This is a genomic window from Streptomyces sp. 2114.4 (assembly GCF_900187385.1).
GTDB lineage: Bacteria > Actinomycetota > Actinomycetes > Streptomycetales > Streptomycetaceae > Streptomyces > Streptomyces mooreae.
The window spans coordinates 7,915,064-7,939,168 of sequence record NZ_FYEY01000001.1; the positions used below are offsets into that span (position 1 = coordinate 7,915,064).

17 protein-coding genes, 5 pseudogenes and 1 CRISPR repeat array are annotated in these 24,105 nt (G+C 68.2%); of the genes and pseudogenes, 13 read left to right on the plus strand and 9 right to left on the minus strand.

Annotated features, from left to right (window positions below; translation table 11 throughout):
* Positions 1-28: 28 nt before the first annotated feature.
* Together CFW40_RS34945 and CFW40_RS37440 are read right to left on the minus strand one after the other, a co-directional pair.
* Positions 29-373 (minus strand): annotated as a pseudogene (locus tag CFW40_RS34945) (transposase family protein); the annotation flags it as partial.
* A gap of 219 nt (positions 374-592) precedes the next feature.
* On the minus strand, positions 593-784 hold the full coding sequence (locus tag CFW40_RS37440; protein ID WP_088801766.1) for a hypothetical protein: 192 nt from the start codon (positions 782-784) through the stop codon (positions 593-595).
* A gap of 200 nt (positions 785-984) precedes the next feature.
* On the opposite strand from CFW40_RS37440, the gene CFW40_RS39090 reads away from it, so the two are divergent.
* Positions 985-1,509: a hypothetical protein gene (locus CFW40_RS39090; RefSeq protein WP_088801767.1), complete on the plus strand. Its 525-nt coding sequence runs from the start codon at positions 985-987 to the stop codon at positions 1,507-1,509.
* A gap of 1,232 nt (positions 1,510-2,741) precedes the next feature.
* Here the strand turns inward: CFW40_RS39090 and CFW40_RS34965 are convergent.
* From CFW40_RS34965 to CFW40_RS37445, 3 genes are all read right to left on the minus strand, one after another.
* Positions 2,742-3,092, minus strand: a complete 351-nt coding sequence (locus tag CFW40_RS34965; protein ID WP_088801768.1) for a hypothetical protein — start codon at positions 3,090-3,092, stop codon at positions 2,742-2,744.
* A gap of 230 nt (positions 3,093-3,322) precedes the next feature.
* Complete coding sequence (locus CFW40_RS34970; protein ID WP_088801769.1) at positions 3,323-4,765, minus strand: FG-GAP-like repeat-containing protein; 1,443 nt, start codon at positions 4,763-4,765, stop codon at positions 3,323-3,325.
* Positions 4,766-5,287: 522 nt separating this feature from the next.
* Positions 5,288-5,431 carry a hypothetical protein gene (locus CFW40_RS37445; protein WP_176956279.1) on the minus strand — a complete coding sequence of 48 codons (144 nt, stop codon included), beginning with the start codon at positions 5,429-5,431 and terminating at the stop codon, positions 5,288-5,290.
* Positions 5,432-5,454: 23 nt separating this feature from the next.
* Here CFW40_RS37445 and CFW40_RS38575 point away from each other — a divergent pair.
* The 3 genes and pseudogenes from CFW40_RS38575 to CFW40_RS34985 form a co-directional block, all read left to right on the plus strand.
* Positions 5,455-5,579 (plus strand): annotated as a pseudogene (locus tag CFW40_RS38575) (hemerythrin domain-containing protein); the annotation flags it as partial.
* 317 nt (positions 5,580-5,896) lie between these two features.
* Positions 5,897-6,454, plus strand: coding sequence for a hemerythrin domain-containing protein (locus CFW40_RS34980; protein ID WP_088801770.1), 558 nt, complete (start codon positions 5,897-5,899; stop codon positions 6,452-6,454).
* Positions 6,455-6,688: 234 nt separating this feature from the next.
* Positions 6,689-7,002: pseudogene (locus CFW40_RS34985) on the plus strand (plasmid stabilization protein); the annotation flags it as partial.
* Positions 7,003-7,348: 346 nt separating this feature from the next.
* Here the strand turns inward: CFW40_RS34985 and CFW40_RS34995 are convergent.
* The 3 genes and pseudogenes from CFW40_RS34995 to CFW40_RS35005 all read right to left on the minus strand — a co-directional run.
* Positions 7,349-8,443 (minus strand): hypothetical protein, encoded by a 1,095-nt coding sequence (locus CFW40_RS34995; RefSeq protein WP_143680877.1) that lies wholly within the window; start codon positions 8,441-8,443, stop codon positions 7,349-7,351.
* Between the two features lie 47 nt (positions 8,444-8,490).
* Positions 8,491-8,823: a tryptophan-rich sensory protein gene (locus CFW40_RS38585; RefSeq protein ID WP_306427452.1), complete on the minus strand. Its 333-nt coding sequence runs from the start codon at positions 8,821-8,823 to the stop codon at positions 8,491-8,493.
* Positions 8,824-9,183: 360 nt separating this feature from the next.
* A pseudogene (locus tag CFW40_RS35005) lies at positions 9,184-9,534 on the minus strand (calcium-binding protein); the annotation flags it as partial.
* A gap of 372 nt (positions 9,535-9,906) precedes the next feature.
* A CRISPR array of direct repeats spans positions 9,907-10,967; the repeat unit is 24 nt; unit sequence CACCTCCGCCTGCGCGGAGAGCAC.
* A 152-nt stretch (positions 10,968-11,119) separates the two neighbouring features.
* Between CFW40_RS35005 and CFW40_RS35010 the strand changes: the two are divergent.
* The 5 genes and pseudogenes from CFW40_RS35010 to CFW40_RS35035 form a co-directional block, all read left to right on the plus strand.
* Entirely contained in the window at positions 11,120-11,485 is a 366-nt protein-coding gene (locus CFW40_RS35010) for a hypothetical protein (protein WP_256331103.1), read from the plus strand.
* 415 nt (positions 11,486-11,900) lie between these two features.
* A complete protein-coding gene (locus CFW40_RS35020; protein WP_143034503.1) occupies positions 11,901-13,652 on the plus strand; it encodes a hypothetical protein in 1,752 nt (583 codons plus the stop codon).
* Between the two features lie 2,524 nt (positions 13,653-16,176).
* Complete coding sequence (locus tag CFW40_RS35025) at positions 16,177-16,461, plus strand: hypothetical protein (RefSeq protein WP_088801774.1); 285 nt, start codon at positions 16,177-16,179, stop codon at positions 16,459-16,461.
* Positions 16,458-16,856, plus strand: a complete 399-nt coding sequence (locus CFW40_RS35030; protein ID WP_088801775.1) for a hypothetical protein — start codon at positions 16,458-16,460, stop codon at positions 16,854-16,856. Before CFW40_RS35025 ends, CFW40_RS35030 begins: the two co-directional genes overlap by 4 nt.
* Before the next feature lie 555 nt (positions 16,857-17,411).
* A pseudogene (locus CFW40_RS35035) lies at positions 17,412-17,570 on the plus strand (IS5/IS1182 family transposase); the annotation flags it as partial.
* Between the two features lie 865 nt (positions 17,571-18,435).
* Here the strand turns inward: CFW40_RS35035 and CFW40_RS35045 are convergent.
* Positions 18,436-18,885, minus strand: a complete 450-nt coding sequence (locus CFW40_RS35045) for a transposase (protein ID WP_176956278.1) — start codon at positions 18,883-18,885, stop codon at positions 18,436-18,438.
* A gap of 294 nt (positions 18,886-19,179) precedes the next feature.
* On the opposite strand from CFW40_RS35045, the gene CFW40_RS35050 reads away from it, so the two are divergent.
* The 4 genes from CFW40_RS35050 to CFW40_RS37450 are packed head-to-tail and all read left to right on the plus strand — an operon-like array spanning position 19,180 to position 24,087.
* Positions 19,180-20,241, plus strand: a complete 1,062-nt coding sequence (locus tag CFW40_RS35050; RefSeq protein WP_088801778.1) for an SseB family protein — start codon at positions 19,180-19,182, stop codon at positions 20,239-20,241.
* Positions 20,238-20,846 (plus strand): hypothetical protein, encoded by a 609-nt coding sequence (locus CFW40_RS35055; protein ID WP_088801779.1) that lies wholly within the window; start codon positions 20,238-20,240, stop codon positions 20,844-20,846. Before CFW40_RS35050 ends, CFW40_RS35055 begins: the two co-directional genes overlap by 4 nt.
* Positions 20,846-23,041, plus strand: a complete 2,196-nt coding sequence (locus CFW40_RS35060) for a putative T7SS-secreted protein (protein WP_088801780.1) — start codon at positions 20,846-20,848, stop codon at positions 23,039-23,041. Before CFW40_RS35055 ends, CFW40_RS35060 begins: the two co-directional genes overlap by 1 nt.
* Complete coding sequence (locus CFW40_RS37450; protein ID WP_176956277.1) at positions 23,038-24,087, plus strand: hypothetical protein; 1,050 nt, start codon at positions 23,038-23,040, stop codon at positions 24,085-24,087. The genes CFW40_RS35060 and CFW40_RS37450 overlap by 4 nt, the downstream gene beginning before the upstream one ends.
* Positions 24,088-24,105: the final 18 nt, after the last annotated feature.

Sequence of the window (24,105 nt, forward strand, 5' to 3'; positions counted from 1 at the left end):
TAAGGTCGCCTCGATCCGCTGCTGGCGTACGGTGGGCGCGCTTCCGGTCGATCGCCGGCACGGTGCCGTCCGGGATCACGTACGCCTTCCTGCGGGCCGTCGCCATCACGTCGTCGAGAGTCGGCGCGAGCTCGGCCAGGACCTCGATCGCTTCGCGGATGTAGTGGTAGACCGTTGCTATCTCGATGCCGAACCCGGCCGCAAGCTGCGCGTAGGTGTCACCGCACCGGAGGTGGTCGAGGGCGAGCAGGGCCTGGCGTCCTGCAGTCAGCCGCCGCCACCGGGTGCCGATCTCCCGGCGCCGGGCCGCCAGTTCACAGCTCAGGTGGCGCAGCTGCTGGCGTTCTACTTCCCCGCCGAACACTGGCTCCACCTGCACACCACGAACCCCATCGAGTCCGCGTTCTCCACAGGTAGGGGCAGAAGGCTTTCCTGTGCCCTGTGCCATCGAAAGCTGAGTCATTCACGGCAGGTGTGGCTGGGGCACAGCTTCGCGCGGCGACCCCACGACGCAGGACGCTCCATGAGAACTGCTGAGGCGCCCAGAACGGGGTTGACGGCCCCCGCGGGATGCTTGCGGGGGCCGTCCCGACTACTGGACGTCGTTGCCCGTGTCGTTGTCATCCTTGGCGGGGCGCTGGATTTCCGCCTTCGCGGACTTCAGCGCCCGGACGGTCGTGGCCGTCCTCTCCGCCAGTCCGGATAGCGCGTGCAGGGCGTAGGTGACTACAAACGTCACACTTCCGATCACCCCGATCGCGACCCCGGTCCAGCCGTCATGCATCCCGGCCCCCTTCTCCTCGGCCAACCCCGGTAGCAGATCTGCTCCGGGGCGCTTGCGGACCCGTAGCGGGTGGGGCATGAGAGGCGTCGGGGGTCGGGCTGCGCGGCTGCGCATCCCTTACAACGACTGATGGTAGCGCTTTGGATACTTTGTGTGTCAATAGTTGAGGAGGCGTTGAGTGCCTGTGTCGCGAATGTCCGTTGCTCAACCTTCCCCACGTTCGGAACTGCGGGCAGCCGGTCACCGAACTGACTGGCAGCCGAATCGGCTTCGGCGCCCTGCTCCTCGGCTACCACGCGGACGACGGCGCCCTTCGCTACGCGGGCAAGGCCGGCACGGGGTTCAGCCAGCACAGGCTCGGCGCCGGCTCGCATCAACTGACGGGAGACACCATCGCGTCCCGGCGACGCGATACCAGGGTTGCCGTCACCCCTCTCGATCGGGCGAGAGCACCCTCTCTCGGCGCCACGAAGGAGGCGGATCTCATGAACGCGGACCGGAGAGTCGCCCTGTTCGACATGAACGGGACGCTCGTCGACAGCACCTCGTCCGGAGAACCCCGACGCCACCGGCAGGAGATCACCACATCCGCGAAACGGCAGAACCATTTCGCTTCTTGGCGGTGGTTGTGGCGTGGAAGGCAAACCGGTGCTCGATACCCTGCAAATCGGCGCGTTCCTCCGAGCCCCGACTGCCCGGGCGCACGAGTGTTGTACGGCGTATGAGACCGGCAGGACCGGACGGCCATGACGCTGACACTGGTCGCCCTCAGCCAGCGGTTGTTGGGGTTCAGTAGCATGGCGGCCGCGGTGATGCAGGCGACGGTGCTTCCTTGGCCGCATGCCGCCGGGCGACCAGCTCGGTGTGGTCGATGGCCTTGCGCAGCGCGTACGTGGCATCTGCCTGCTGGGCGAGGTCGGCCAGCTCGGGGGCCAGGACCCGCAGGCGGATGGGGGCGCGGTGATTGCCGCCCGGGTGTCGTGGGACCTCGTCCGGGCCTCCAGCTGGTGCTTGGTGCCTGCCTCGGTCAGGGCCAGACGCTCCCGATGGAACATCGCCGAGTGGTGCGCGTCCAGGGCGGCCGCGAAGTCGGTGATGACGCCGAGTCGGTCCTGGCGGCAGGCCTGGCACCGGTTGCTGTCGACGAGTTCCTCGGCGCGGGGCGTAGGGCGGGTCATAAGGAGCCGTACTCAAGAACAAGTCGGCCTGGGGGCCGTGGCCGTCGGCGCAGCCGTCTGCAGGGAGCTCTCCGCGGTTGGCGCCGCCGGGCAGCGCGTAGGGGCCCGGAGTGTTCGTCGCTATGGATCCGTCATCTTGCCTGGGCTCGCGGCCGACCTCCCCGTCGTGGCCGTGACAGCGGGGTCCAGGGGGCGGCGAGGCCAATCGCAGTTGCTTTTTGCTACCTGGATAGCTCGGGATGGCGGGGAAGGGGGTGTGGAGGAGCCAGGTTTCCGTGTGCTGCTGACAGCGGCAGGTAGCCGGACGATGGAAGCGGTCCGTGCGATCCGGACGATCACCGGTCTCAGCCTCTGAACAGCGAACTTCTACTCGACAGTGCGCCGGTAGCGGTCACGGAACCCAACTGGCTCGAATTCGCAGATGAGGCGGCCGGGGTTCTTCAGGACGCGGGGCTCTGGTGACGGTGGTGTGCGACTGGTGCGACCGCACCATCCCCCGGGGGCTGGCCCCGTCGATCCGGCCCCTTGCAAGGGCCCGAGGCATGCCGAGGCATGCCGGGCGAGTTGCCCACCGGCAGCGCTTTGAGTGTCCAGTCCAGCAAACGGGGGAGTAGTCAGTGCCGTATCAGGCGATGTTTGCCCTGTTGCGACCTGACCTGACGTGACGTGCCGTTCGGATGCCGGCTCGGGCGGCGAGGTGTTGCAGGCAATGCGAGTGGTAGAACGAGTACGCGCCACGCGAGATCGATAACGCTGAAGCGTGACGCCTGCTGGTTCCGCTACTGACGGGCGGTCTCCTGCACGCTGAGCAGCAACCCGTCCTTCATCACGGCAGTCACCACCCGCAGGCCCACGACGGAGCCGTCCACGATGTGGTGCTCCTGGAACCGGTACACCTCGGGGGTGATACGGGTGACATCCTCGACCTGGATCGACAGGCCAGGCTGGCTGCCGCCCGCACTACGCAGGGATTCTCGCAGAGCCTCGAGGCCGAGGAGCGCTCCCTCTGTCGTCACGAGCACGAAGGACGCGTGGTGTGCGCCCAGGAATGCATTGAGGCTCTCGGCATCTCCATCCCTCAGCCACGCAGTCAAGTGGTCATGGTGTCGAGCCAAGAAGTTTTCGTTCATCCCCCAACTGTGGCAGCTGATGCCTACCGAGCGACGCCTGGGGAGCGATATCACCAGGGCGAACGATGCCGGTGATCCCGCCACCGTCCACAACGCCGGTTTTTGACCGGCAGGAACGGCCGCAGCCGTTCCCACTCGGCATCTGTCAGATCACCTCGCCCCATGTCGGCGACGACGAGCCCACCGGCCGGCAGGCACGTGATCTGCCGAACAGGCCCCAGCGTGCGGGCCTACTTCGCCGGGTTCGTCAGCTCCGCGCCGAAGCGGCCCTTCGTCGCCGGGGAACCCAGGTCACTCGGGTCGATGAGTGACGAGCCCTTGGCGCTCAGTCCGTCAGTGCCCGCGTACAGCAGGGCCGCCGCGCCGACGCCCTCGGTGCGGTTCGGTATGCCCACGGCCAGGTCCGCCTTGCCGTCACCGTTGTAATCGGCCGGCGAGACGGACGTACCGAACTTGTCGTTGCCCTCCATGGAGCCAGGGACGCCCTCGGTGTCGAGCGAGAAGGTCTGCGACCCCTTGTCGGTCAACCAGTTCTCGGTGCCCTTGAGCACGTTGATGGCACCGGCGTTGTTGTAGCCCCCGGGCGCCTCGGCGCCGGTGTTGCTGATCACCAGGTCGTCGTGGCCGTCGCCGTCGAAGTCGGCGAGCCGGATAGCCTCGCCCTCCTGCGCCTTGCCCTTCCAGTCCACCGGCTTGTCGGAGTCGAGCCCGTCGGTGGTGCCGGGGTAGGTGCGCAGCTTCTGCTCTTGCGGACCGTCCGAGAAGCCGGTGTCCGTGACGACGTCCTCCTTCCCGTCGCCGTTGATGTCGCCGACCACAGGGCGGTACTGCGCGAACGGCAGTGGGATGCCCTTGCCCAGCGGCGTCTTCTTCAGGCCCCCGGATGAGCCGGGCAGCACGCCGAGCGTGCCCTCGTCGGAGGGCGAGTCCTGGGAGGCGACAGTGACGAGATCGGTGTAGCCGTCCCCGTTGATGTCGCCGGAGGCCAGGTGTTCGACGCTGACGCCGCCGCCGGGCGGGGTGACGCTGGTCATCTTCGGGGTCGCGGTCTGCCGCAGGTTCTTCGCGCCCTTGACGAGCTGCACCTTCGTGCCGTCGGAGATGGCGAGGTCGCTGAGGCCGTCCTTGTTGTGGTCGCCCACGGCTATCTGGTCGCCGAAGTGCGCGTTGGCGGCGACCTTCGGCGCGTGGAAGGCGATGGCGTCGCGGGACAAGCCGCTCTTGGAGCCGAAGACGATCGTAACGGAACCGGCCTGCGTGGTGCTGCCGATGGCCTCGTTGTTCGCGGCGACGACCAGGTCGGCGTAACCGTCCCCGTCCACGTCGCCACGCACCACGGTCGACCCGAAGCCGTCCTTGGCCTCCGGGGTGCCGGGCACGCCCGCGCTGGCCTGCGTCAGCGTGCTGTGCCGCTTGGTGTCGACGCCACCCTTGGCGCCGTAGGTCACGGCCACGTAGCCCGCCTTGGACTTCCCGGAGACGCTGCCCTCGGGCGCTCCCACGCCGAGGTCCGCGTAGCCGTCGCCGTCGAGGTCGCCCTGGGTGATCTTGCTCCGCTTGGCGGCACTCGTGGAGGGCTGGTCCTGGCCCCGCCCGTTGCCGTCCGTCGGTGCTGCCATGGCGCCGCCGGCCGCGGCCGCGACCACGGCGGCTCCCAGAGCGCCTGCCACCATGCTCCTGGTTCGGTTGCGCACAAATCCTCCAACGGGTAACACATCGGTCGCCCCTCGGATCCGTCCCCCTGACTTGTGTGCCCGGTGGGACGGAAGGGGTTGCAGATATAGACGGAAACAAAAGCGGGACGGTTGCAGAATGAACAGAAAATAACTCGGTCCAACACAATCGCGCAGTGCACGGCAACTCCGTTCCGGGCGCAGCAGTTGGCGCCTACCGTCCGTCCCTCGATGTACTCATCCATGCGCGCAGCGAGTGGTCGACCAGCGTTCCGTTGATACTCAACCGCCTGACCCGGTGACCGCTCTTTGGTACACGCGGTACGAGTCGTGCCCACTCATCGTTCGTCTGACCGCCCCGCCCCGCCCTGCCTCACGAACAGGACAGAGCCCGGGGCAAAACGGTCACATGATCCGCCGGGCAGAACCTAGGAGCTTTCCCCTACGCACCAGGCGCTCACCAGTTCCGTCCGGCGGGGCCGGAGCGGGTACTGAGCGCCCTGCGAGCGGGGTTTGAGCGGGTCAGGCGGCGCTGTCCTCGACGCTGAGGGCGTCTTCGAGAGCGGGGCGGTAACCCTTCGCATTCTTCAGGTTGTCGACTGCGCCGATGCTGACGACGTTTCCGCAGCCGGCTTTGCGCAGCAGTGTGCCCTCGAACCGGCACATCAGCGCACGGCGAGATCACCATCCGCCGCTCGAAGAAGACCGCCCCCTCCGCCCGCACCCCGCTGCCCCGGATGAACCGCCGGCCGGCAAGGCGCTCGCGCCGGGCCTGGGGCTGGTGGACCGGATGCGTGACTACCTCACCGGCCGCCGCCCACCTGAGCGCGGGGTGCCACTGGCCGGGTGCCGCGTCGGCCGTTGGCGTCGACCCTGTGCCGCCGGCCGCCCTGAATCGGGAGGCGGATACAGGGCCGCCGGCCGGTGAGAGACCGGCCGGGACGAGGGGCACAGCGCGCACCGCACCCGCCATGATCCTCCCGCCTCCCGGGCCGAAGGCGCGCGTGCCACGCCCAGCGCTCGGCAAGCGGGGCAATTTGGCGCGCATCGGTGTGGTGTTTCGCCGGTCCGGGAACCGGTGTTGCGACGTCAGCCGGAGCGGCCGGCTGCCGACGTGAGAGGCGGTGTGCCGTGGGGCATGGCGGCGATGTGATTGCGGAGCTGACGACCGATCACCGTGAGGTCGAGGAGCTCTTCGAGCAGTTCCAAGACTCTCCCCCCGGAGGCGAGGACCGCAAACGGCTGGTGGATGCGCTGACGATCGAGCTGGTGCGGCACTCCGTCGCCGAGGAGCAGTACCTCTACCCCGCGGTGCGCGAGCACCTGGAGGACGGCGAAGCGCTGGCGGACAAGGAACTGGCCGATCACGCCCGGGTCGAACAGCTCCTCAACGACCTCCAGCAGCGCGAAGCCGATGATCTCGACTTCGACCGGCTGGTGGTGAAGCTGCGCACCGAGGTGAGAGCCCACGTCGACGACGAAGAGAACCACCTCTTCACCCGTCTGCGCGAAGGCGTGCACCCCTATGTCCTGGAGGAGCTGGGCAACAAGGTCCGCCAGGCGAAGAAGAGCGCTCCCACCCGCCCCCATCCTGGTGCGCCGAGCACACCGCCTGCCAACAAGCTGCTGGCGCCCGGGCTGGGCCTGGTGGACCGAGTGCGTGACTACGTCACCGGCCGCGGCCGGTGACCCACCACCGGCAGCCTCCCGTAACCGGCGCCCGCGCTACGAACTGTGCGGCGGACGGGTACGTTCACTCATCACGATCAGCTGCAGGTTCATATGGTCTGGCTGCGCGCTCACCCTCGCGGTCCTCGCCCGCAGGGTCGCAGCATCCAGCGAAAACAGTTCCCCGTCCCCTGTCGCCAGGCCCGCCCCCGCGCTCGGCTTCGGGTGAAGGGATGGGCAGCCATGCCCGCATGATCCAGCAAGAAGCGTGAGCGGCAGTACGCGCACGTCAAGGAACAGGCCGAGGAGCGCGACACGAGCGAGAACCGGCCAAGGAGATCGCCGCCCGCACCGTGAACAAGGAACGCGCGCGCTTTGGCGAGGCGATGTCCGCCGGCAAGACCTCCACACGCGACCCGAAGTCCGCATCGCTGCGGGGCGGGGAACGCTCGCACAAGGGACCGGGCGGACCGGCCCGCGACCAGCTCTACGAAGAGGCCAAGAAGAAGAACATCGAGGGCCGCTCCCCTATGAACAAGGAGCAGCTACGACGCGCCGTCGGCCGCTGACCCCCAGAACCCGATCTGCGGCGGCGGCGCGGGCCGCGAGGCTGCGGAGGAGGCCGCGGACGAATCGGTGGGGGTCATCCAGGCCGACGGCGGTCAGGTTGTTGGAGCCGTCGGCCGGCAAGTCAGGTTGTTGGAGCCGTCGGCCGGCAAGTACGGGACGGCAGCACGCAGGGTGAGGGTGAGGGTGACGAGGGCTGCCCGCTGCGGAGTGACGGGCAGCCCGGCGGCTCTTTGGGCCGACTCCCACCCCGCGAAGCCGGAGGCCCTTGCGATGCACCGCATTTGACGCCGGTACTGGTCCACCAGGAGTTGCGAGACAGCACTCAACCCAGGGCGCATGTCCAGATCACGGGGTGCGGGGTGCCTGCGCCGTCGTAGGGGTCGCCGTCGTAGGCCCAGCCCCCCGCCCTGGCACCGTCGTTGACGGCCTCGGCGCCGGCCGGGCCGTCGGGGCGAGGCTGGGGAGAGCTCGAAGAGGGCCGGAGCCCGGCCAGATCTGGGCCTGGTCGATGGGGGTGATCGGCGGGATGCCGTACGGGAACATCGCGGTGCCAACGGCCACGCCGCTGCTGGGGCTGATGTCGTTGAGCCAGCCCTTGCCCTCGTGAGCGGGCAGCCCCGGTATCTGGACGCCGTCCTTGGTGTAGGGGGCGTCCCAGTAGGTCTCGGCAGCCAGGTCCTGGTGGTCGTATGTGCGCTCACCGACGACGCGTCCGTGGTTGTCGATGGCGGACGGGTACCAGTCGGTGTCGGTGTTGATCTCGACGGGCTTGAGCTGCCGTCCCGGACCGGTGGTCCCACCGGGCCAGACCAGCCCGACGCTGCCGCTCACCTCGCTCACGCCGTCCCAGTACCAGGAGTAGCCGATCACCGTTCCACGGGAGTTGATACCGCGTACGCGTACCCGGGTGTGCCCGGGTGTGACGGTGAGGGTCCGGGTGAGGGTGGCGCCGGTCCAGAGATAGGCGGCGTCCGAACTGTCGTTGCCGCCCGCGACGGTCCCACGGTCGTTGACGTCGGCGGCATAGGTGCCGCCGGGGAGAATGCGTACCGCTGAGGCACCGACCCGGTAGCTGAAGGCGGCGGCGCCCACCGGGCCCTGGATGCTGCCCACCATGAGACCGCGGTGGTTGACGGCGGCGACCGAGCCGCGGTCGTACCCGGACGGGAGCGGGACACGGTGCACAGTGCTTCCCGTCCAGTAGGCGGGCAGCCCGGCGGACTGGCCGACGGACAAGCCGCCGGCGCCGAAGTCGTTGACACTCTCGCTGCCCCAGGACCCGGCGCCGGCGCCCGGCAGCCGGTCGAGGACATGAACGGCAGGCGTGCAGCGGGAGGCCGGGCCAGGGTCTTCCGCAGCGGCCGCAGGAAGTGCTGTGGTCAGCAGCGCTCCCAGGGTGAGTGCCGTGGCGGCCATGGCTCTGCTACTGCCTGGTCTCATGGAGGAGCCCCCTTCGTCGCGACGGGTTCGGCCCCGCCGGCCGCTCATCATCGACTGCCGGCCCCGGTGGACGGGGATGTTCCACACGAAATGGCTTGATCGAGCCGAACACGGCGCTTTTCCGGTAAATGTGCAGGCATCAAGCGGTCTTGTGCCGAGCGATGGCTGGCTGCATTCAAGGCGGTGGCGAAAGTACACCAGGCCGCATACGGCATGAGTGCTGCCGCGGCGGTGGAATCCGTGTGTGCGGTGCGGTGGATCAGCTGCACGTGGGTTCGGCTCGCCTTCCTCGTCTCGTGGCGGGGGAAGGACGTCGATACCGGTTCACCTTGGCCTGTGCGGAGAGCATGTGGCCTGCCCCTTGATACTGGTGGGCTCACGTATGCGACTGTCGTCAATGCGCCATGGAACCCACCTTCTTAATGACCGTGTGTGGTCGCCGGAGGCGGGCCGGCTCCGGGTTCCATCGGACTCGGATACGAAGCGGGAGGTGAGGACGCGGTGGCAGACAGGGGGCGAGAGAGGCAACCCTCCAGAGCCTGCCTGCGGATTGCTGCGGTGAGGTGGCTGGCGGTCTCGGGGGACGCCGAGACCGTCGATCAGCTTGAAGAGTGCGAAGGGATGCAGTGGCCGACCGGCCCGCCGACCGGGAAACGGCCAGGGCTCAAGAAAGCCCAGACCGAAAGGTCTCCGGCCTGAGCTTTCTGCGCTTACTGGAGGATGGATGGCCCTCCCGAGGGTTACTTCACGTCGACGTAGTCCGCTGTGGAGGCGACCGCCGGAGTGGTGGACGTGCCTGCGAAGGAGTAGCGGAAGCAGCCGTCCGCCGTGGCCTTCGTCGTCGTCCTCAGGTTGCCCTCGCTGTCCGTCGTGATGGTCTTGAGGGTCTTGTAGGTGCTGGTTCCCTTCGTCTTGAACTGGAGCTTCACCGGCTGCTTGGTGTAGCCCCCGTACTTGTAGGTCTCCCAGTCAGCGCGGGTCAGGGCGCCTGCGACGGTGATCGTCTTGTCCTTCTTCACCGGTTCCGGCGAGGCGTTGACGCTCAGCCTGGAGTTGCGCAGGACCTTCGCCTTCGCGGCGGAATCCGGCTCACCTCCGCCTCCGCGGAGCGCACGGGGGTGGAGCAGCCACCGCCCCCCGGCATGCACTAACGGCTCACCTCCGCCTCCGCGGAGCGCACGCCGGCCTCGCCCCGGCGACCCGCAGCTCGGGCGGCTCACCTCCGCCTCCGCGGAGCGCACCCGCTCCGGTGTACCTGCGTGGCGTGGGTCGCAGGCTCACCTCCGCCTCCGCGGAGCGCACGCACCCGTCGCGACCTGCGCCGTTAGGAGCGTTTTGCCGATTCGTGATTCAAGGAACGCCGGTCATGCACCCGCCTGAATCTACCGAGCCACACGGCTCCTCGCAGGCACTACCTGGCCAGGATCAACTCACCTCCGCCTCCGGGCAGACCATGGCCGGCTCACCTCCGCCTGCGCGGAGAGCACCTCATCATGAAGGCGACGATCTCGGGGGTGGCCTGGTTCACCTCCGCCTGCGCGGAGAGCACCTGTCGCCGGCCTGTACGAGACGACAGCCCGCCGGCCCACCTCCGCCTGCGCGGAGAGCACTCAGCAGGCAGAAGGTGCGCACGCGGCGTCTCCGGCTCACCTCCGCCTGCGCGGAGAGCACCCCTCGGCACTCCCGGGTCGTACAGCGTTGAGCGGCCCACCTCCGCCTGCGCGGAGAGCACCACAGTACGGTCCGCCACGGCACTCACCCCCGTGACTCACCTCCGCCTGCGCGGAGAGCACTCGACGACGTCGAGGGCCGGTACGACCAGGTCCTGACTCACCTCCGCCTGCGCGGAGAGCACCCGCCGGAGCCCAGGCTGATGCTGCAGTTGAGCGGCCCACCTCCGCCTGCGCGGAGAGCACTGCACGCGCGTCGGGTCCGGCAGATCCAGCAGCGGCCCACCTCCGCCTGCGCGGAGAGCACTCGGGGCGGTCCCAGGTCTTGTTCCACCCAGGCGGGCCACCTCCGCCTGCGCGGAGAGCACAGGGACCCCAGCACTACCGCGAGGCCGAGCGTCGGCTCACCTCCGCCTCCGCGGAGAGCACTGCAGCACGGAGATCAGGCCGGACCGCTGGCCCGGCTCACCTCCGCCTCCGAGGAGAGCACGCCGGAATCACGCTGGTACAGCGGAACTACGCCGGCTCACCTCCGCCTCCGCGGAGAGCACCCGGCTCGGTGACCCTGCGCTCTCCGGGGAAGCGGCTCACCTCCGCCTCCGCGGAGAGCACGCCGCTGCCGTCCGACTGGGACGAGTGGGAAGAGGCTCACCTCCGCCTCCGCGGAGAGCACGCGGTCCGCCAGTACATGCGCGCCCTCGTCTACGGCTCACCTCCGCCTCCGCGGAGAGCACCGCTCAGCCGCTGCCAGCGAGGCCAGGACCGGGCTCACCTCCGCCTCCGCGGAGAGCACGGCGAATACGTCCGCTTCGGCTCCATGCTGACCGGCTCACCTCCGCCTCCGCGGAGAGCACCCTTCGCGACCTGCGCCGTTAGGAGCGTTTTGCCGATTCGTGATTCAAGGAACGCCGGTCATGCACCCGCCTGAATCTACCGGGCCACACGGCCCCTCGCAGGCAACTGCCTGGCCCGAAACGACTCACTCCGTCTGCGTAGAGAGCGCCAGATGCAGCTCGGCGGACGGGCATCCCGCGGCGGTTCACCTCCGCTCGCGCGGAGAGCAGTACCGCAGCAGCGCCTTCAAACCGAGGAAGCCGAAGCCGAGGCCCGGCGGGCGTATGCCACTGAGCAGAACCGCCGCTGGCACAAGCACAATCCGAACGGAGCGGATGCCGTCGCCGCCGCAACGAAGGCCGCCGACGCCGCCCGGGAGCGCACCGCGCAGTACCTGCTGGCCGAGCGCCTGGAGCAGCTGCGCGAGCAGGCCGCCGCCCGCACCGAGACGACTGCGGCCGTGCCGTGGAGGGGCTGGCTGCCCGACCTTGCTATACGCCCGCTGGACGGCGACACGGCCATGGCGGTGCACGCGTGACCGGCGAGCTGAGCGGGGTCGACCTTGCGCGCCAGGCCCTGGTCGCCGTCCGGGAGGCGACAAGAAGAACGGCGCTACCCGCGCGGCGAAGCCGAAGCGGCGCACCGGCAGGGTCGTTCGACGGGACGGCCGCGAACCGCTTGGGCTCGGCACGGCGATCGGCATGGTGATGACCGAGCGCGGCTTGGTCGCCCCGGCCGCCTGCGGCAGCGTCCTCGCCCGGTTGGCGTATGCCTCCAGCGTGGCTCGTTCGGCACCGAGCTGATAGCCATCGGCCCTGGGGCCAAATCAGCGGATCGGCTGTGGAGTAAACCCCGGACTGGGACGATGAGTTGAGGTGAAGGGGGGCATGCGGGGTGACAGGCGGCAGATTCAGACGGCCGTCCTCGGCGGCGCGGACTCGGAGGAGCCGTTGATGCTGCCGCTGGAGGCGATCGAGCTGGATGCCTTCCGCCGTCGGCACCGGCACGACACTTTCTGGTGCGGTCTGCTACTTGGCGGGTGCGGCACCCAGCTGACCACGAAGCTCTACATGGACCGCGTCTGCCACTTCGCCCACCACCCGGGCCCGGACGATCAGCCCCACATATGCGGCCGCCGCTCCCGTGGCGTCTCGAGCGCCGACCACCTCTACGTGAAGTCCGCGGCCGCCGCCTGGCTCCGGGAACGAGACGAACAGGCTGAGATCGGCTTCGGCCAGGCGGACGGGGCGCCGATCGGCTCGGTGGTGGACATCGCCTCCCAGGGCTGGTGGCTGCGCGTCCATCTGGACCAGGCGGTGGAGCCTGTATGGGACGACGACGACATCGAACCGGTACTCGGCGTGTCCGTGCCGATTAACCGGGACACACTGATCCGCCGCTGGTACGTGCACCGGATCCGGCTGGACAGCGAGGGCACAGCCCGGCGGATCCGTATTGGCACGGAAGCTTTTGCGCGCCCCACCGAGTGGTTCGCCCTGGACGAGTGCGAGATCGCCGAGCAGGGACTGTCGACGCCGGCGGTGGAGCGGATTGTCCGATCCCGCCGCACGGCCCCTCCATTGCGGTGGTCAGCGGGCAGAGCCAGAAAGGCACCAGAGCCGGATGCCCGGGCCCAGGTGCTGCTGCGCCGACTGACTGATGCGCGCCGGGTCGACTCTGTGGTCGTGGTGACGCGGGTGTGCCGCGAGATCGCCGCCTTAGCCGGGGCGAGCCCGGAAGCCCAGGACCAACTGCACGCGGCCGTGCGAGACGCGCAGGTGTGGCTGGAGAAGCAGGCCGAGGTTCGCCGTGATTTGTTCGCCCGCTTGGATGAGGTGGTGAGCGCACGGAAGACCGCGCCGGTGCGCGAGCTCCTGGTCCGTGTCAACGCGATCGCTGCACACGACCGCACCGAGGCCGAGGACCAGATCGTCGGCGCCGCTGCGGACTTCCTGTCAGCACAGGCCCGAGGCCAGCACGCCTTGGACGCGCAGCGGGAAGCCGAAGAGGCCGCGGGAAGGATAGCCGCGACGGCGGCGCTCGCGGCTTCGCACGAGGTGAGCCGAAACCTTCGCGATCTACGCCGGCAGCCTGCTCGCCACATTTCGGAGGCGACGCTGCGCAGTCAGGTGCAGGCGCTCGTCAAAGCAGCGGCCGAGGCTGGCAGACACATCACCCCATCGCAGAAGCGGCAGCTCAACCAGTGGAAGAGCCGTGCGGGCATTGGACGAGCCCGCACCTCAGCACCGACTGCGGTGACCCCCGACATGCACACGGCATCGTCAAAAAAGTCAGCGATCACGATCCCGGTATGGGTGTGGAAGGACCGCTACGGGGGCCTGCACGCGGATATCAACCAGACCCGCCCGGAAGCATCCGTCCTAGACGTGCCGCTGCCCTTTGACGCGGGACCACTGCAGCGCCTTTACGGCAACCTCACTCGCATGATCGTCGAACAGGAAGCATCTAAAGTCCCTGTGCACACCAACCGGGCCTCGTTGGCCGTAAGGGTGTGGGAGACGAGCAACGGACAGTTGGATGCCACCCTGACCCGCCGCAAAGGCGCCACTGTGGCGACCCTGCCGTTACCGGTCGACCTGGAGTGGCTGCGCGAGTGGCATGACAAGGTCGTGGCGCAGATGAAGGACCGCGGCATCGCTCAACAGCCATGGGCGAAGCGGAACCCCGCCCGGGGCAAGAACTGAGATAGCGGGCGGCGAGCACAGCACGAACGCGAGGCCTGCGCAAAACTGGCGCACCGAAGCAGCCGCCGCCCTGGTGGCAGTGGAGCGTCCCGCCCTGGCGAAGCGGCTGGAGCGGCAACCTGCTCCGGTGTTGGCGGCGTGCGGTGCGGCCGTGACGCGCTGCCGCACCGCAATGTCTGCGCCGGCATCTGGCTAAAGAACTCGCCGTGACCAGTGCGGTGTCCTGATGCTCACCTCCGCCTCCGCGGAGAACATGAGCGATGACCGAGCGTTCACGCTGCCGCCACCGGCTCACCTCCGCCTCCACGGAGAGCACGATGTCGGCCATCGTCAGGGCCCGCTCGTCAGCGGCTCACCTCCGCCTCCGCGGAGAGCACCTCACCGCCGAACCCAGTGAGAAGCAGACGCCGGCCCACCTCCGCCTGCGCGGAGAGCACCGGCCATCACCATCCGCCTCCCGATGGGCTGGCGGTTCACCTCCGCCTCCGCGGAGAGCACTGATGGCGTTCGCCTCCACGTATACGCCGACGAAGGTTCACCTCCGCCAGCGCGGAGAGCACCCTTCATGTCCGTCTCCCCTGCGGTTGGCGCGCGGTTCACCTCCGCCAGCGCGGAGAGCACACCCGGGCGCCCCGGCCCACCCAGCAGGTTTGGGGTTCACCTCCGCCAGCGCGGAGAGCACCGGGACCTCAAGGCGCTCGCCCGCGCCCTCGACGGTTCACCTCCGCCAGCGCGGAGAGCACAGGTACGGAGCTGCTTGGCGAACTTGTTGAGGTGGTTCACCTCCGCCAGCGCGGAGAGCACGCGACCTCGTCGAGCGGATCCTCTCGACGTTCCGGTTCACCTCCGCCAGCGCGGAGAGCACGCCAGGGTGTGCAGGTCGAGGACGCGCAGGTCCGGTTCACCTCCGCCAGCGCGGAGAGCACCCTTCGCGACCTGCGCCGTTAGGAGCGTTTTGCCAATTCGTGATTCAAGGAACGCCGGTCATGCACCCGCCTGAATCTATCGGGCAGCTCGACGATGCCGACGCCGGGCAGACCATGATCGGCTCACCTCCGCAGGCGCGGGGAGCCGACTCGGCTCCTGGCCGTGCGGGCGGGGTTCGAGGGACCATCCCACGGGCGCGGAGAGCACGCCGGGTCGATGGCCATCACGTCGTAGCGGGCCGGCCCACCTCCGCCTGCGCGAAGAGCAGCGGCCCGCAGGAAGTCGTACAACCAAACCTCCGGTTCACCTCCGCCTCCGCGGAGAACACGGGCGTACCGCCACGCTGCTGCTGGACGGGGCGGCCCATCTCCGCCTCCGCAGAGAACACCCGCGACACCTTGCCGGATCTGCCCGACCGTCGGCTCACCTCCGCCTCCCGGGAGCACGACTCGATGCCGAACAGCGCGGCGGCCCTCGGCGCCCCATCTCCGCCTGCGCGGAGAGCACCGGCCCCACGTAGCAGTCCCGCATGGTGATGTCGGCTCACCTCCGCCTGCACGGAGAGCACCCCAGAGCCTCCGCCGGAACACCCCAGAGGGTCGGCTCACCTCCGCCTCCGCGGAGAGCACCGTACGTGCGGCCCGATGTCCTCGACGTAGAACGGCTCACCTCCGCCTGCGCGGAGAACACGTCTCTATGTGCCCGGAGGTGACCCCCGGAGAAGGCTCACCTCCGCCTGCGCGGAGAGCACTCCAACAGCCCCCACAGCAGGGCGAACTTTCGCGACCTGCGCCGTTAGGAGCGCTTTGCCAATTGGTGATTCAAGGAACGCCAGTCATCCACCCGCCTGAATCTACCGGGCCACACTGTTCCCCGCAGGCACTAACTGACCAGGATCAACCCATCTCCACCTGCACGAAGAGCACATCCTCTGGCCCCGCGTCGTCGGCGACTGCTCCGGCTCACCTCCGCCTCCGCGGAGAGCACCCGCGGGCTCCTCGTTTCTCTACGCCTGCGGCCGGCTCACCTCCGCCTCCGCGGAGAGCACCCCTTCGCGACCTGCACCGTTAGAAGCGCTTTGCCAATTCGTGATTCAAGGAACGCCGGTCATCCACCCGCCTGAATCTACCGGGCCCCACGGCCCCTCGCAGGCACTGCCCGGCCGGGAACGACCCACCTCCGCTCGCGCGGCGAGGACAGCTCGGCGAACTGCATGTCCCGCTGCGTGAACGGTTCGCCTCCGCCTGCGCGGAGCGGACGTCATCGTCGATCAGTGGTTGCTGGACGAGAACGGTTCACCCCCGCTCGCGCGGCGAGGACAAGCGCCGTGACGGCTACCGCTGCACCATGATCGGTTCACCTCCGCTCGCGCGGAGAGCACGTCCGGATATCGCCGCTGACCAGGAATGGCTGCCGGCTCACCTCCGCCTGCGCGGAGAGCACCCGGTAGCGACCGGGACGCGCCAATCGACGAGACCGTGGACCGGTTCACGAAGAAGACCGGCGGTTCACCTCCGCTCGCGCGGGTGCGCTGCACGTTTCTGCCCGGCTCATCTTCCCGGAGGCGCCGCCACTGTAAAGCCTCTATAGTCTACCTATGGCCTCGACGACGATCCAGGTACAGCGGGAGACCCGCGATCACCTTGCCGAGCTCGCCAAGGAGCGCGGCGTGAGCATCGGCCAGCTGGTCGAAGCGCTCGCCGCCCAGCAGCCGACGGCAGCCCAGCGGGCAGAGCGGCTGGCCGCCGACCGGGAGGTCGTACGCCGCATGATGGGCGTGGACATCCCCGAGGAGGAGTTCGAGCAAGCCCCCGACGTGCTCGGCAACATCTACAAGATCGCCGCTGAGAAAGTCAGGGCCGCCCGGGGCACCGCAGCGTGATCATCCTCGACACCAGCGCCGTCAGGGCACTCGCCGGCGGCCACAAAACGCTGAACCTCCTGGCCGGCAACATGGCAAACACTCCCGGCGAACACCTCAGCATCCCCGCCCTTTGCCTGATGCAGGCCGAATCCGGTGAAGAGAACCTCTCGCAGCGCGTCCTTGCCTTCTCCTCCGTGGCCGTCGACAGCCTCGACACCATGGCCGCCGTCAGCGTCGGAACCATGATCCGCGACGGCTACGGCGGCCCCGACACCTGCCACGCCCTGTACTGCGCACTGCCACGCCCCGAGTTTACCGGCATGTCGATCCTGCTGACCGGCAACGAGGACGCCTACCCGCCCGGCGTGGTCACCGTCGACATCGACTCACCCGGAATGCTGGGCTTCCACTGACCGGACAACGCCAAGATCGACATATCCGGCGGACCCCCCAGATCGACCACTGGCCACGCGGCGCGGACACGCGGTGCCCGCCACTGCGCCGCCGAACCAACGTGGCGCTGTGTCGTTTCCACATAGTGGCGCCCCGCCCTGACGAACGGGCGAGAACACGGAACTCGGGACCCGAGGACACAGAGTACCGACAGCGATGCCCGAAGTGCCGCCACGCCATGCTTCAGCTTCACCTCCGCCTGCGCGGAGAAGACGGCTACAACGGCGGGTTCCGCCGCGGCATGCGCGGCCCACCTCCGCCGGTGCGGCGAACACGCCGGAGCCCATCCGCAGCTGCTCGGGGACTGCGGTTCACCTCCGCTCGCGCGGAGAGGACCGAAGCTCCGCGTCCATCCCGAACCCTGGGGCCGTTTCACCTCCGCCTGCGCGGAGAGCACAGCAGTGACCGCTGAGGGACGACTCCCCAGACCGGCCCACCTTCGCCTCCGCGGAGAGCACAGGGTGGGCGCCGCCTTAGACCATGTCCTACGTGGTGAGGCGGTCGTTGGTCTGCGTATGGGGCGGGGTACGTGGAGTTGGATTGTTCCGGATGGGCTGTGGGAGATCGCGAAGCCGCTGATCCCTCCGTCAAAGATGCGGCCGCAGGGTGGCGGTACGCAGAACACGCCTGATGAGACGCTGTTCGCGGCCATCCTCTACGTTCTGGTCAGCGGTTGAAGTTCCCCCCTCGGCTTGGACACCTGGACACTGGGACGTGTGAGCCCAGGGAGAGCAGTGCCAGGGTTTCCACGGCGGGCTGGTCACGCCGCGCGGACAGGTCAGGGTGCGGGCCTGCCAGTCGATGTGGAAGTCCTCTTTGGCGAAACCCGATCGTTCGGAGGCGCGGGGGTCGTCGCGGACCGGGCGGAGCAGTCTGATGCCCCACTGCTGTTCGGTGCGGTGGATGCTGTCCGGGGTGACGTAGCCACCGTCGACGACGTGCTCTGTCGGCTGGAAGCCCTGCGTGGTCAGGCCCTGATGGATGCGGTCGAGAGCATCGATGTCCTGTTCCGGCGCCGGCCGGGCCACGACCTGCACGATCACGTTCGGGCCAGGGCTGTCGCAGGGTTTCGCACTGGTGGTCGCGGTAGCCGATCCAGTCGCGCTGTCCGGCTGCTGTGACCTTCTGGCTGTAACGGGCCTCGGGATCATGCGGGGTGACGATCTCTATACTTGACCACGGCACTCGTGCCGAGGCGGGATCAGGCCGGCCGTCTGCCTTGGTCTTGCCGGTGTTCCTCTGCTCGGTTGCCCGTCGGCTGGCCCGGTCGCGAGTGGACTTCGGTCCACGCCAGCGCAGTTGGCCATCGCCGTCGTACCAGTACTGCTGAACCCAGACCTGCCGCAGTACCTGCACGGCGGGCAGGTCCCGCAGTCCGGGCGGTGCGTCGTCCCGGTAGACGGCCCGCAGAATGTGCATGCCGTCCTCGCCGACCTTCAGGACGTAGGCGATAAGCGCGTCCCCGCCGCGAGGCAGCCGGTCATAACGCACCGGCCGGCCATAGCGGTCTGCCCAGTCCTGGGTGACGAGCCGGGCCAGTCATTCCTCGCCGTGCTCCGCGAGTTCCTCCAGCGCGGTCCGCAGGGTATCGGCGACCAACTCTCCCCGGTTCAGGCGACGGACCGCGGCGAGCACATGGGTGGAGTCCGTCCGCACCCGGGCGCGGCGTTTGACCAGCCCAGCCGCCACAAGATGGTCGACCATCACGGCCAGCAGGCGGTCGGCTCGGTCTCCCTGGGCCATCCGGTCCCTGAACTCGCTGAGTACTGAGAAGTCGAACCCCGGATCGTCCAGCTCCAGGCCCAGGCAGTACTTCCAATCAAGGCGGCACCGCACGGCGTCAGCGGCCTGTCGGTCGGTCAGGTTCTCGCCGTACTGCAGCACGGACACCAACGCGAGCCGGGCCGGCGTCAGCCCCTTTCTCCCGTCAGCCGGATACCAGTCCGCGAAGTCCTCATCGATGAACAGTTCATCCAGCCGGTCGCGCACCCACATCGTGGCGGTGCCTCGCGGATTGCTCGCCCGAGCCATCCGCACCGTCAAGGGCGAGACCCCCCGTACCCCGAGCCCATCGCCATAGCGGCCCTCCGACTGCTCGATCCGCCCCGCTCAGACAAGCGCAGCACACCGGCCCCAAGCAAGGACGGAAGACCGCACAGCTTCACCCCACCGAGCGAAGATCACCAACAGCATCCGGAAGTTGAGCCAGAACCACTAGACATCAACGAAGCCAGATAGCCTTGGCCGCCGGTGACGTGATCACGCTAACGGGAAGGCACGCGGATGGCGGATATCAACGAGGAGGGGCAGATGGCCGCCTCCCTCGACGAAGGCCACCTAGCCGCGTATTACGCGCACCCTCCGCAGGCCACGCCTGCCCCGGAGGTCAAGCCCGACCCCGAGATGGTGAAGGAGCTCTACGCCAACTCCAGCCGCGTCCTGGACGGCCTTGTCGTCCGGGGCCGGATGGATGAGGGCAACGAGGTGTCCGCGATCACCTGCCCCGACTGCTGGGCCAAGGGGCTGCGATCGGTGTGTGCGGCGCGCCATCGCTGGCAGATGGACGAGGTCGAGGACTCCGTTTTGGCCAACGCGCTCGGGGTGATGGACCAGCGGCTCCAGGCAGCCGGCTGGCTCAAGCTGGAAGAGGCTCCGGGACAGAGTGTCTCACTGGCCGCGGAGGGTGGTGCCGGGCACCGCGTCCAGGCCTCGCTGGTCCCCGGTCAGCGTCGGCTCGTTGTCGAGGTCACCGCGCCCCATGATCAACGGACGCGGGACCTTCTGCCGGCCAGCGGGGGCGCGCTGTCGGAGGAACCCCAGCACCACAGCGACGTACGAGAGCTCAGCAGCCGCTACGGCTCGACTACCTCGATGACGAGCTCGTCCGGGGAATCAGCGGAACTGCGGGCGCAGATGGACGCGTTCGTGCGAGGTGAAGGGGATCCGCAGGCACTGGTCGAGGCCGCGCAGGAGGCGGAGCTGCTGCTCCCCCTGCTCGGCGAGGGCGCGGTGTGGAGCGGGGAGATCGAGGACATCCGCTGGCTGTTCGCCTTCACTAGCACCCGCGAGATGCACGCCTTCCTGCAGCAGAAATGGGAGGCCGCCAGGCCAGGCGAACTACCTGCCGAGCTGGCCCGGCACGCGCGCTACCTGTGCGTGAGCGGCGAGGAGCTGCTGCACGAGCTGCTTCCTGCGCTGGTGGGGCGGGACCGGGTCCCGATGGGGGTCGTCGTGGACGTGACCTCCGAACTGCGCGCCTTCCTGCCACCGGTGTCCGGGATCGTGCCGGATGAGATTGCGCTCGATAAACAATCCGTCGTCAACGGGGAGGTGGCCGCGTCGTGAGTGGTGGGGGTTTCGGGGTCGATCCGCAGATCCTGAAGCAGGTGTCCAAGGGCATCAACGATGCGCTGGACGAGCTGAAGAAGATCACGGATGCGACTGAGGCGACCACGGGTCAGGGCTTCTCCGATCTGTCGGTGTCGCCGACCGTGATGGGGCACTCCGATGCTTCTCAGTGGCTGGACGACTTCGCCAGGCGTTGGGGCTGGGAGGTCCAGGCGCTCCTGGACGAGGGCGACGACGTGGCCGGGACGTTGGATCTGAACGCGGGCTACTACCAGGAGGCGGAAGAGTACGGCACGGGCGTCCTCAAGGACGTGGTGCTGTCCGCGACTGCGGACCCGACGCTGACCTCGGAGAAGGCGGAGAAGATGTCCTGGAGCCAGGTGGGCGGCAAGATCGAGGACGCCTACACCCCCGACTACTCCATGGACAGTTTCCAGGACGCTGCCAAGGAGAGCCGGAAGAACCTCTCCCACACCTGGACGGACGTCACGGAGACCGGAGTGGCCGGGGGCCACATCCGGGTGGCGAAGGCCGTCGTCTCCGCACCCTTCAGCGGTGACGACGACGGGCACGACGCCGGCACTTCGGCGAAGGAGAAGTGATGGGCTTCTTCGACGAGGTGGACCGCGTCACCCAGTCGGCCCGCGACACCTTCGCCGACGGGGTGCAGACCGTCACCCACGGCACGTCGAGGCTGCTTGATGACGTGGGCGCACACGGCTGGGCGGACAAGGCCGACGCAGCCGGCTCCTGGGCGGCCGAGGGGCTGGGTGCCCAGACCCGCGAGCTCGAGCTGAACGAGACCGACGACCCCGCCCTGCTGCTGCACGGGGACGCGAGCAGCATCCGTAAGTCCGCCCGGCAGGTGAAGAAGTTGGGCGCGGCCTTCGAGCGTACCGGCCTTGCGCTGCGGAAGATGGATCCCTCGGACTGGCACGGAAAGGCCGCCGACCGCTTTCGCGAGAAGGTGCAGACCCACCCCAAGCGCTGGCTGAGCGCCGCCGACTCGTTCGAGGACGCGGCCGCTGCGCTGGATCACTACGCCGACACGGTCGAGTGGGCGGGTAAGCAGGCCCGCGAGGCGGTCGAGCGGTGGAAGCGGGCCCAGAAGCTGACCGTGGCGGCCGTGGAGCAGTACAAGCGCAAGGTCGACGACTACACCGAGCAGGCCGACGCCGACGGGCAGCAGTCCCCGCAGAAGCCGGGCCCGTTCCACGACCCCGGCGACGAGGGACGCAAGTCCGCGGAGCACCTGCTCAAGACGGCCCGCAGCCAGCGCGACAGCGCCGGCGCCCAACTGGCCGTGAAGCTCGCCCGAGGCACCGGCCGGGCACCGGCCGAGCCCCAGGGCTTGGACCGCCTCAAGCGCGAAGTCGGCAACACGGTGAAGAACCAGCTGGTCGGGGCCGAGCACCAGCTGGGCGGCATCGTCAAGACCGGCACCTCGTTGCTGCGCCTGGTCCGCACGGTCAACCCCCAGGACCCCTACAACCTGACCCACCCGGCCGACTACACCACCCACCTCACCGGTGTCGCCGGCGGCCTGATTCACACTGCCAACCACCCCACCGAGCTGGTCAAGGGCTTCATCGGCGAGGGTTGGAGCACCGACCGCAACCAGGCCATCGGCGCCTTCGCGACGAACTTCCTCGGCGGCGGAGGAGCCGCGAGCAAGGTAGGAGCCAAAGCCGTCGCCCACGGCATGGAAAGCGCTGCCGCCAAAGACGCCGCCAAGACCGTCGGCCAGACCGGCGCCAAGGACGCCGCTGAGCACTCTGCGGCGACCGGTGCCTCCCACGCGGCCGGGGCGAAGGCCTTCGAAGACGTCGGAGGCGGCCTCGGCCAGGACCTCTCCCATCTGGAGCCCAACCTGGCCATCCAGAACGTTGATCAAGCCGCCGCGCACTCCTTCGACAGCATGGCGACCGACGGCATGAGCTCCGACCTCAACAAGCTCGAAAACAGCTTCGGGCTCAGCAGCGGGCCGAATCCGAAGGACATAGACCCCAGCTTCTTTATGGGCGGGCCCAAGGAAGCCCCACCGGGTTGGGGCGACGACGGCTTCACGGTGGGCGACTCTCATGGCGGGGCTAGCACAGAGGCGAGCCACTCGCTTCCGGATGAGGTTCCACCCGAGACGCCGAAGCAACCAGAGCCCTCGGGGCAGTCGAACTTCGACGAACTACCCGATGCCGAGAAGCACAAGATCGCCAGCGAGGAACTGTTCGATGGTGCGCGCCGCTTTGACTCCGAGGCCGAAGCGCATGAGTTCGGGCGAAGTCACTGGGACGGGTTTCGGAAGGAGCTGGACGATGCTCAGTATGATGCCTTGCATGAGTACACAGGCGAAGGTCTTCCCTATGACTACAAGGCTCTCAACAACGACTTGCGAGGCCTAACGCACAGCGATGATCCAGAGATGGCGCAGCGCATAGCCAGAATCGACGAAGCGCTGGCCAAAAAGCCACTCCCGCAGGACATCGAGGTCCTACGAGGCACCGGGTACGATCATTGGTTGTCAGAATTCAACATTGACGATCCTACGGACCTGGTCGGTAAGTCAGTGCAAGAGAAGGGCTTCATGTCGACCGCAGTAGGGAAGGCGACATTCGTCCATCAGCCCGCAATGCTTCATCTGCGTGCGCCCGAAGGGACGCCGGCGGCATACGTCGAAGATGTCAGTCACTTCGGCGGAAACGAGAACGAGATCGTGCTCGGACGTGGTCGCAACATTCATTTCAAACAAGTATTTATGGATGAAAAGGGTAAGTACCACATCTACGGAGAGATATCATGAGTGGCGATCGCCCGCCGAAAGACGGTGGGACTCCCCAAGGCCCATTGTCGGAGGACGTGCACCTCACGCTTGTGGGCGGCCCCGAGGAATACGGCAGGAGTCCAGCCGGACCCGTTCGGTACATCGCTTACTGCAATCCCGCGGGCGCTATCGGTTATCTGTGGATGGCGGCGGACGGCTCTGACAACGCCGGTTCCATCCCGAGCCCAGAGCAGGGGTATCGCGCCATCAACGCGCGGGGCTTCTGGATCCAGCGCATGCGGGAGGCGAAGGCACGCGGTTTGACGCCAGAGCAGGCACTGAACTGGCTGTTGGACTCCCAGGTGGGAGGCATGCCTTTCCCGGGCCGAGTGTCGCGCAGGTCCGGAGGAGAGATGGAGAGTCTGGAGGCGCTCCGGACCCGGATCAAGTCGTTCCCGGAGGTCAAGGAGCCGCCGTATCTGCGCACTCACTCCTATTCGAGGCGGACTGTCGAATCGGACGGACGGCAAAGGCTGCTCGTACCGAAGATCACCGACGACATGCGGAAGTCGACTGTCCTCGCTCCGGGCAAGCGGATGATCGCCATCGATCCGGAGTACCCACTCTTCAGCGGCGTCCCCCTCGAAGGGATCGTCGGGGACTGGCAGATCGACCAGGACGGCGGGTTCGGCGACTTCGTCCGTAACCGGCACTACCGCCCCACCCCGACGGCGGTCGGAATGCTTCGGGCAGAGAACACGGTGGAGCGGGCCGTCCAGCTCAGGCTGCTCGGCCGCATTACGGAGGACGAACTTCTGAAGGAGCTGCGCTCCGCTCAGGTCCTGGTCCCCGTGGAGGACGACGGCAGTACGCCGCGCCTCCGGGAGCGCGGCCCCGGAGAGCGCCCATTCTTGCTGATGTACACCGGAGCGCGCCACGCACCGCAGGGCGGGGAGCATTGCCGCTGGATGAACGCCGCGGAGGTGGCGGGTCGCATGATTAATCTCAACATCGAGATCGACGAGGGGAGCGCGGCATGCCTCGACATTGCGGCTTCCAAGGTGGCGGTGAGCCCTTTCGGCTGACCCTGAGACGCTATCCGC

Coding starts and splice junctions, on each gene's coding strand:
- CFW40_RS37440 (WP_088801766.1), bottom strand. CDS start 784: ATGCATGACGGCTGGACCGGGGTCGCGATCGGGGTGATCGGAAGTGTG.
- CFW40_RS34965 (WP_088801768.1), bottom strand. CDS start 3,092: ATGAACGAAAACTTCTTGGCTCGACACCATGACCACTTGACTGCGTGG.
- CFW40_RS34970 (WP_088801769.1), bottom strand. CDS start 4,765: ATGGTGGCAGGCGCTCTGGGAGCCGCCGTGGTCGCGGCCGCGGCCGGC.
- CFW40_RS37445 (WP_176956279.1), bottom strand. CDS start 5,431: ATGTGCCGGTTCGAGGGCACACTGCTGCGCAAAGCCGGCTGCGGAAAC.
- CFW40_RS34995 (WP_143680877.1), bottom strand. CDS start 8,443: ATGAGACCAGGCAGTAGCAGAGCCATGGCCGCCACGGCACTCACCCTG.
- CFW40_RS35010 (WP_256331103.1), top strand. CDS start 11,120: ATGCAGCTCGGCGGACGGGCATCCCGCGGCGGTTCACCTCCGCTCGCG.
- CFW40_RS35020 (WP_143034503.1), top strand. CDS start 11,901: ATGCTGCCGCTGGAGGCGATCGAGCTGGATGCCTTCCGCCGTCGGCAC.
- CFW40_RS35025 (WP_088801774.1), top strand. CDS start 16,177: ATGGCCTCGACGACGATCCAGGTACAGCGGGAGACCCGCGATCACCTT.
- CFW40_RS35050 (WP_088801778.1), top strand. CDS start 19,180: ATGGCGGATATCAACGAGGAGGGGCAGATGGCCGCCTCCCTCGACGAA.
- CFW40_RS35060 (WP_088801780.1), top strand. CDS start 20,846: ATGGGCTTCTTCGACGAGGTGGACCGCGTCACCCAGTCGGCCCGCGAC.
- CFW40_RS37450 (WP_176956277.1), top strand. CDS start 23,038: ATGAGTGGCGATCGCCCGCCGAAAGACGGTGGGACTCCCCAAGGCCCA.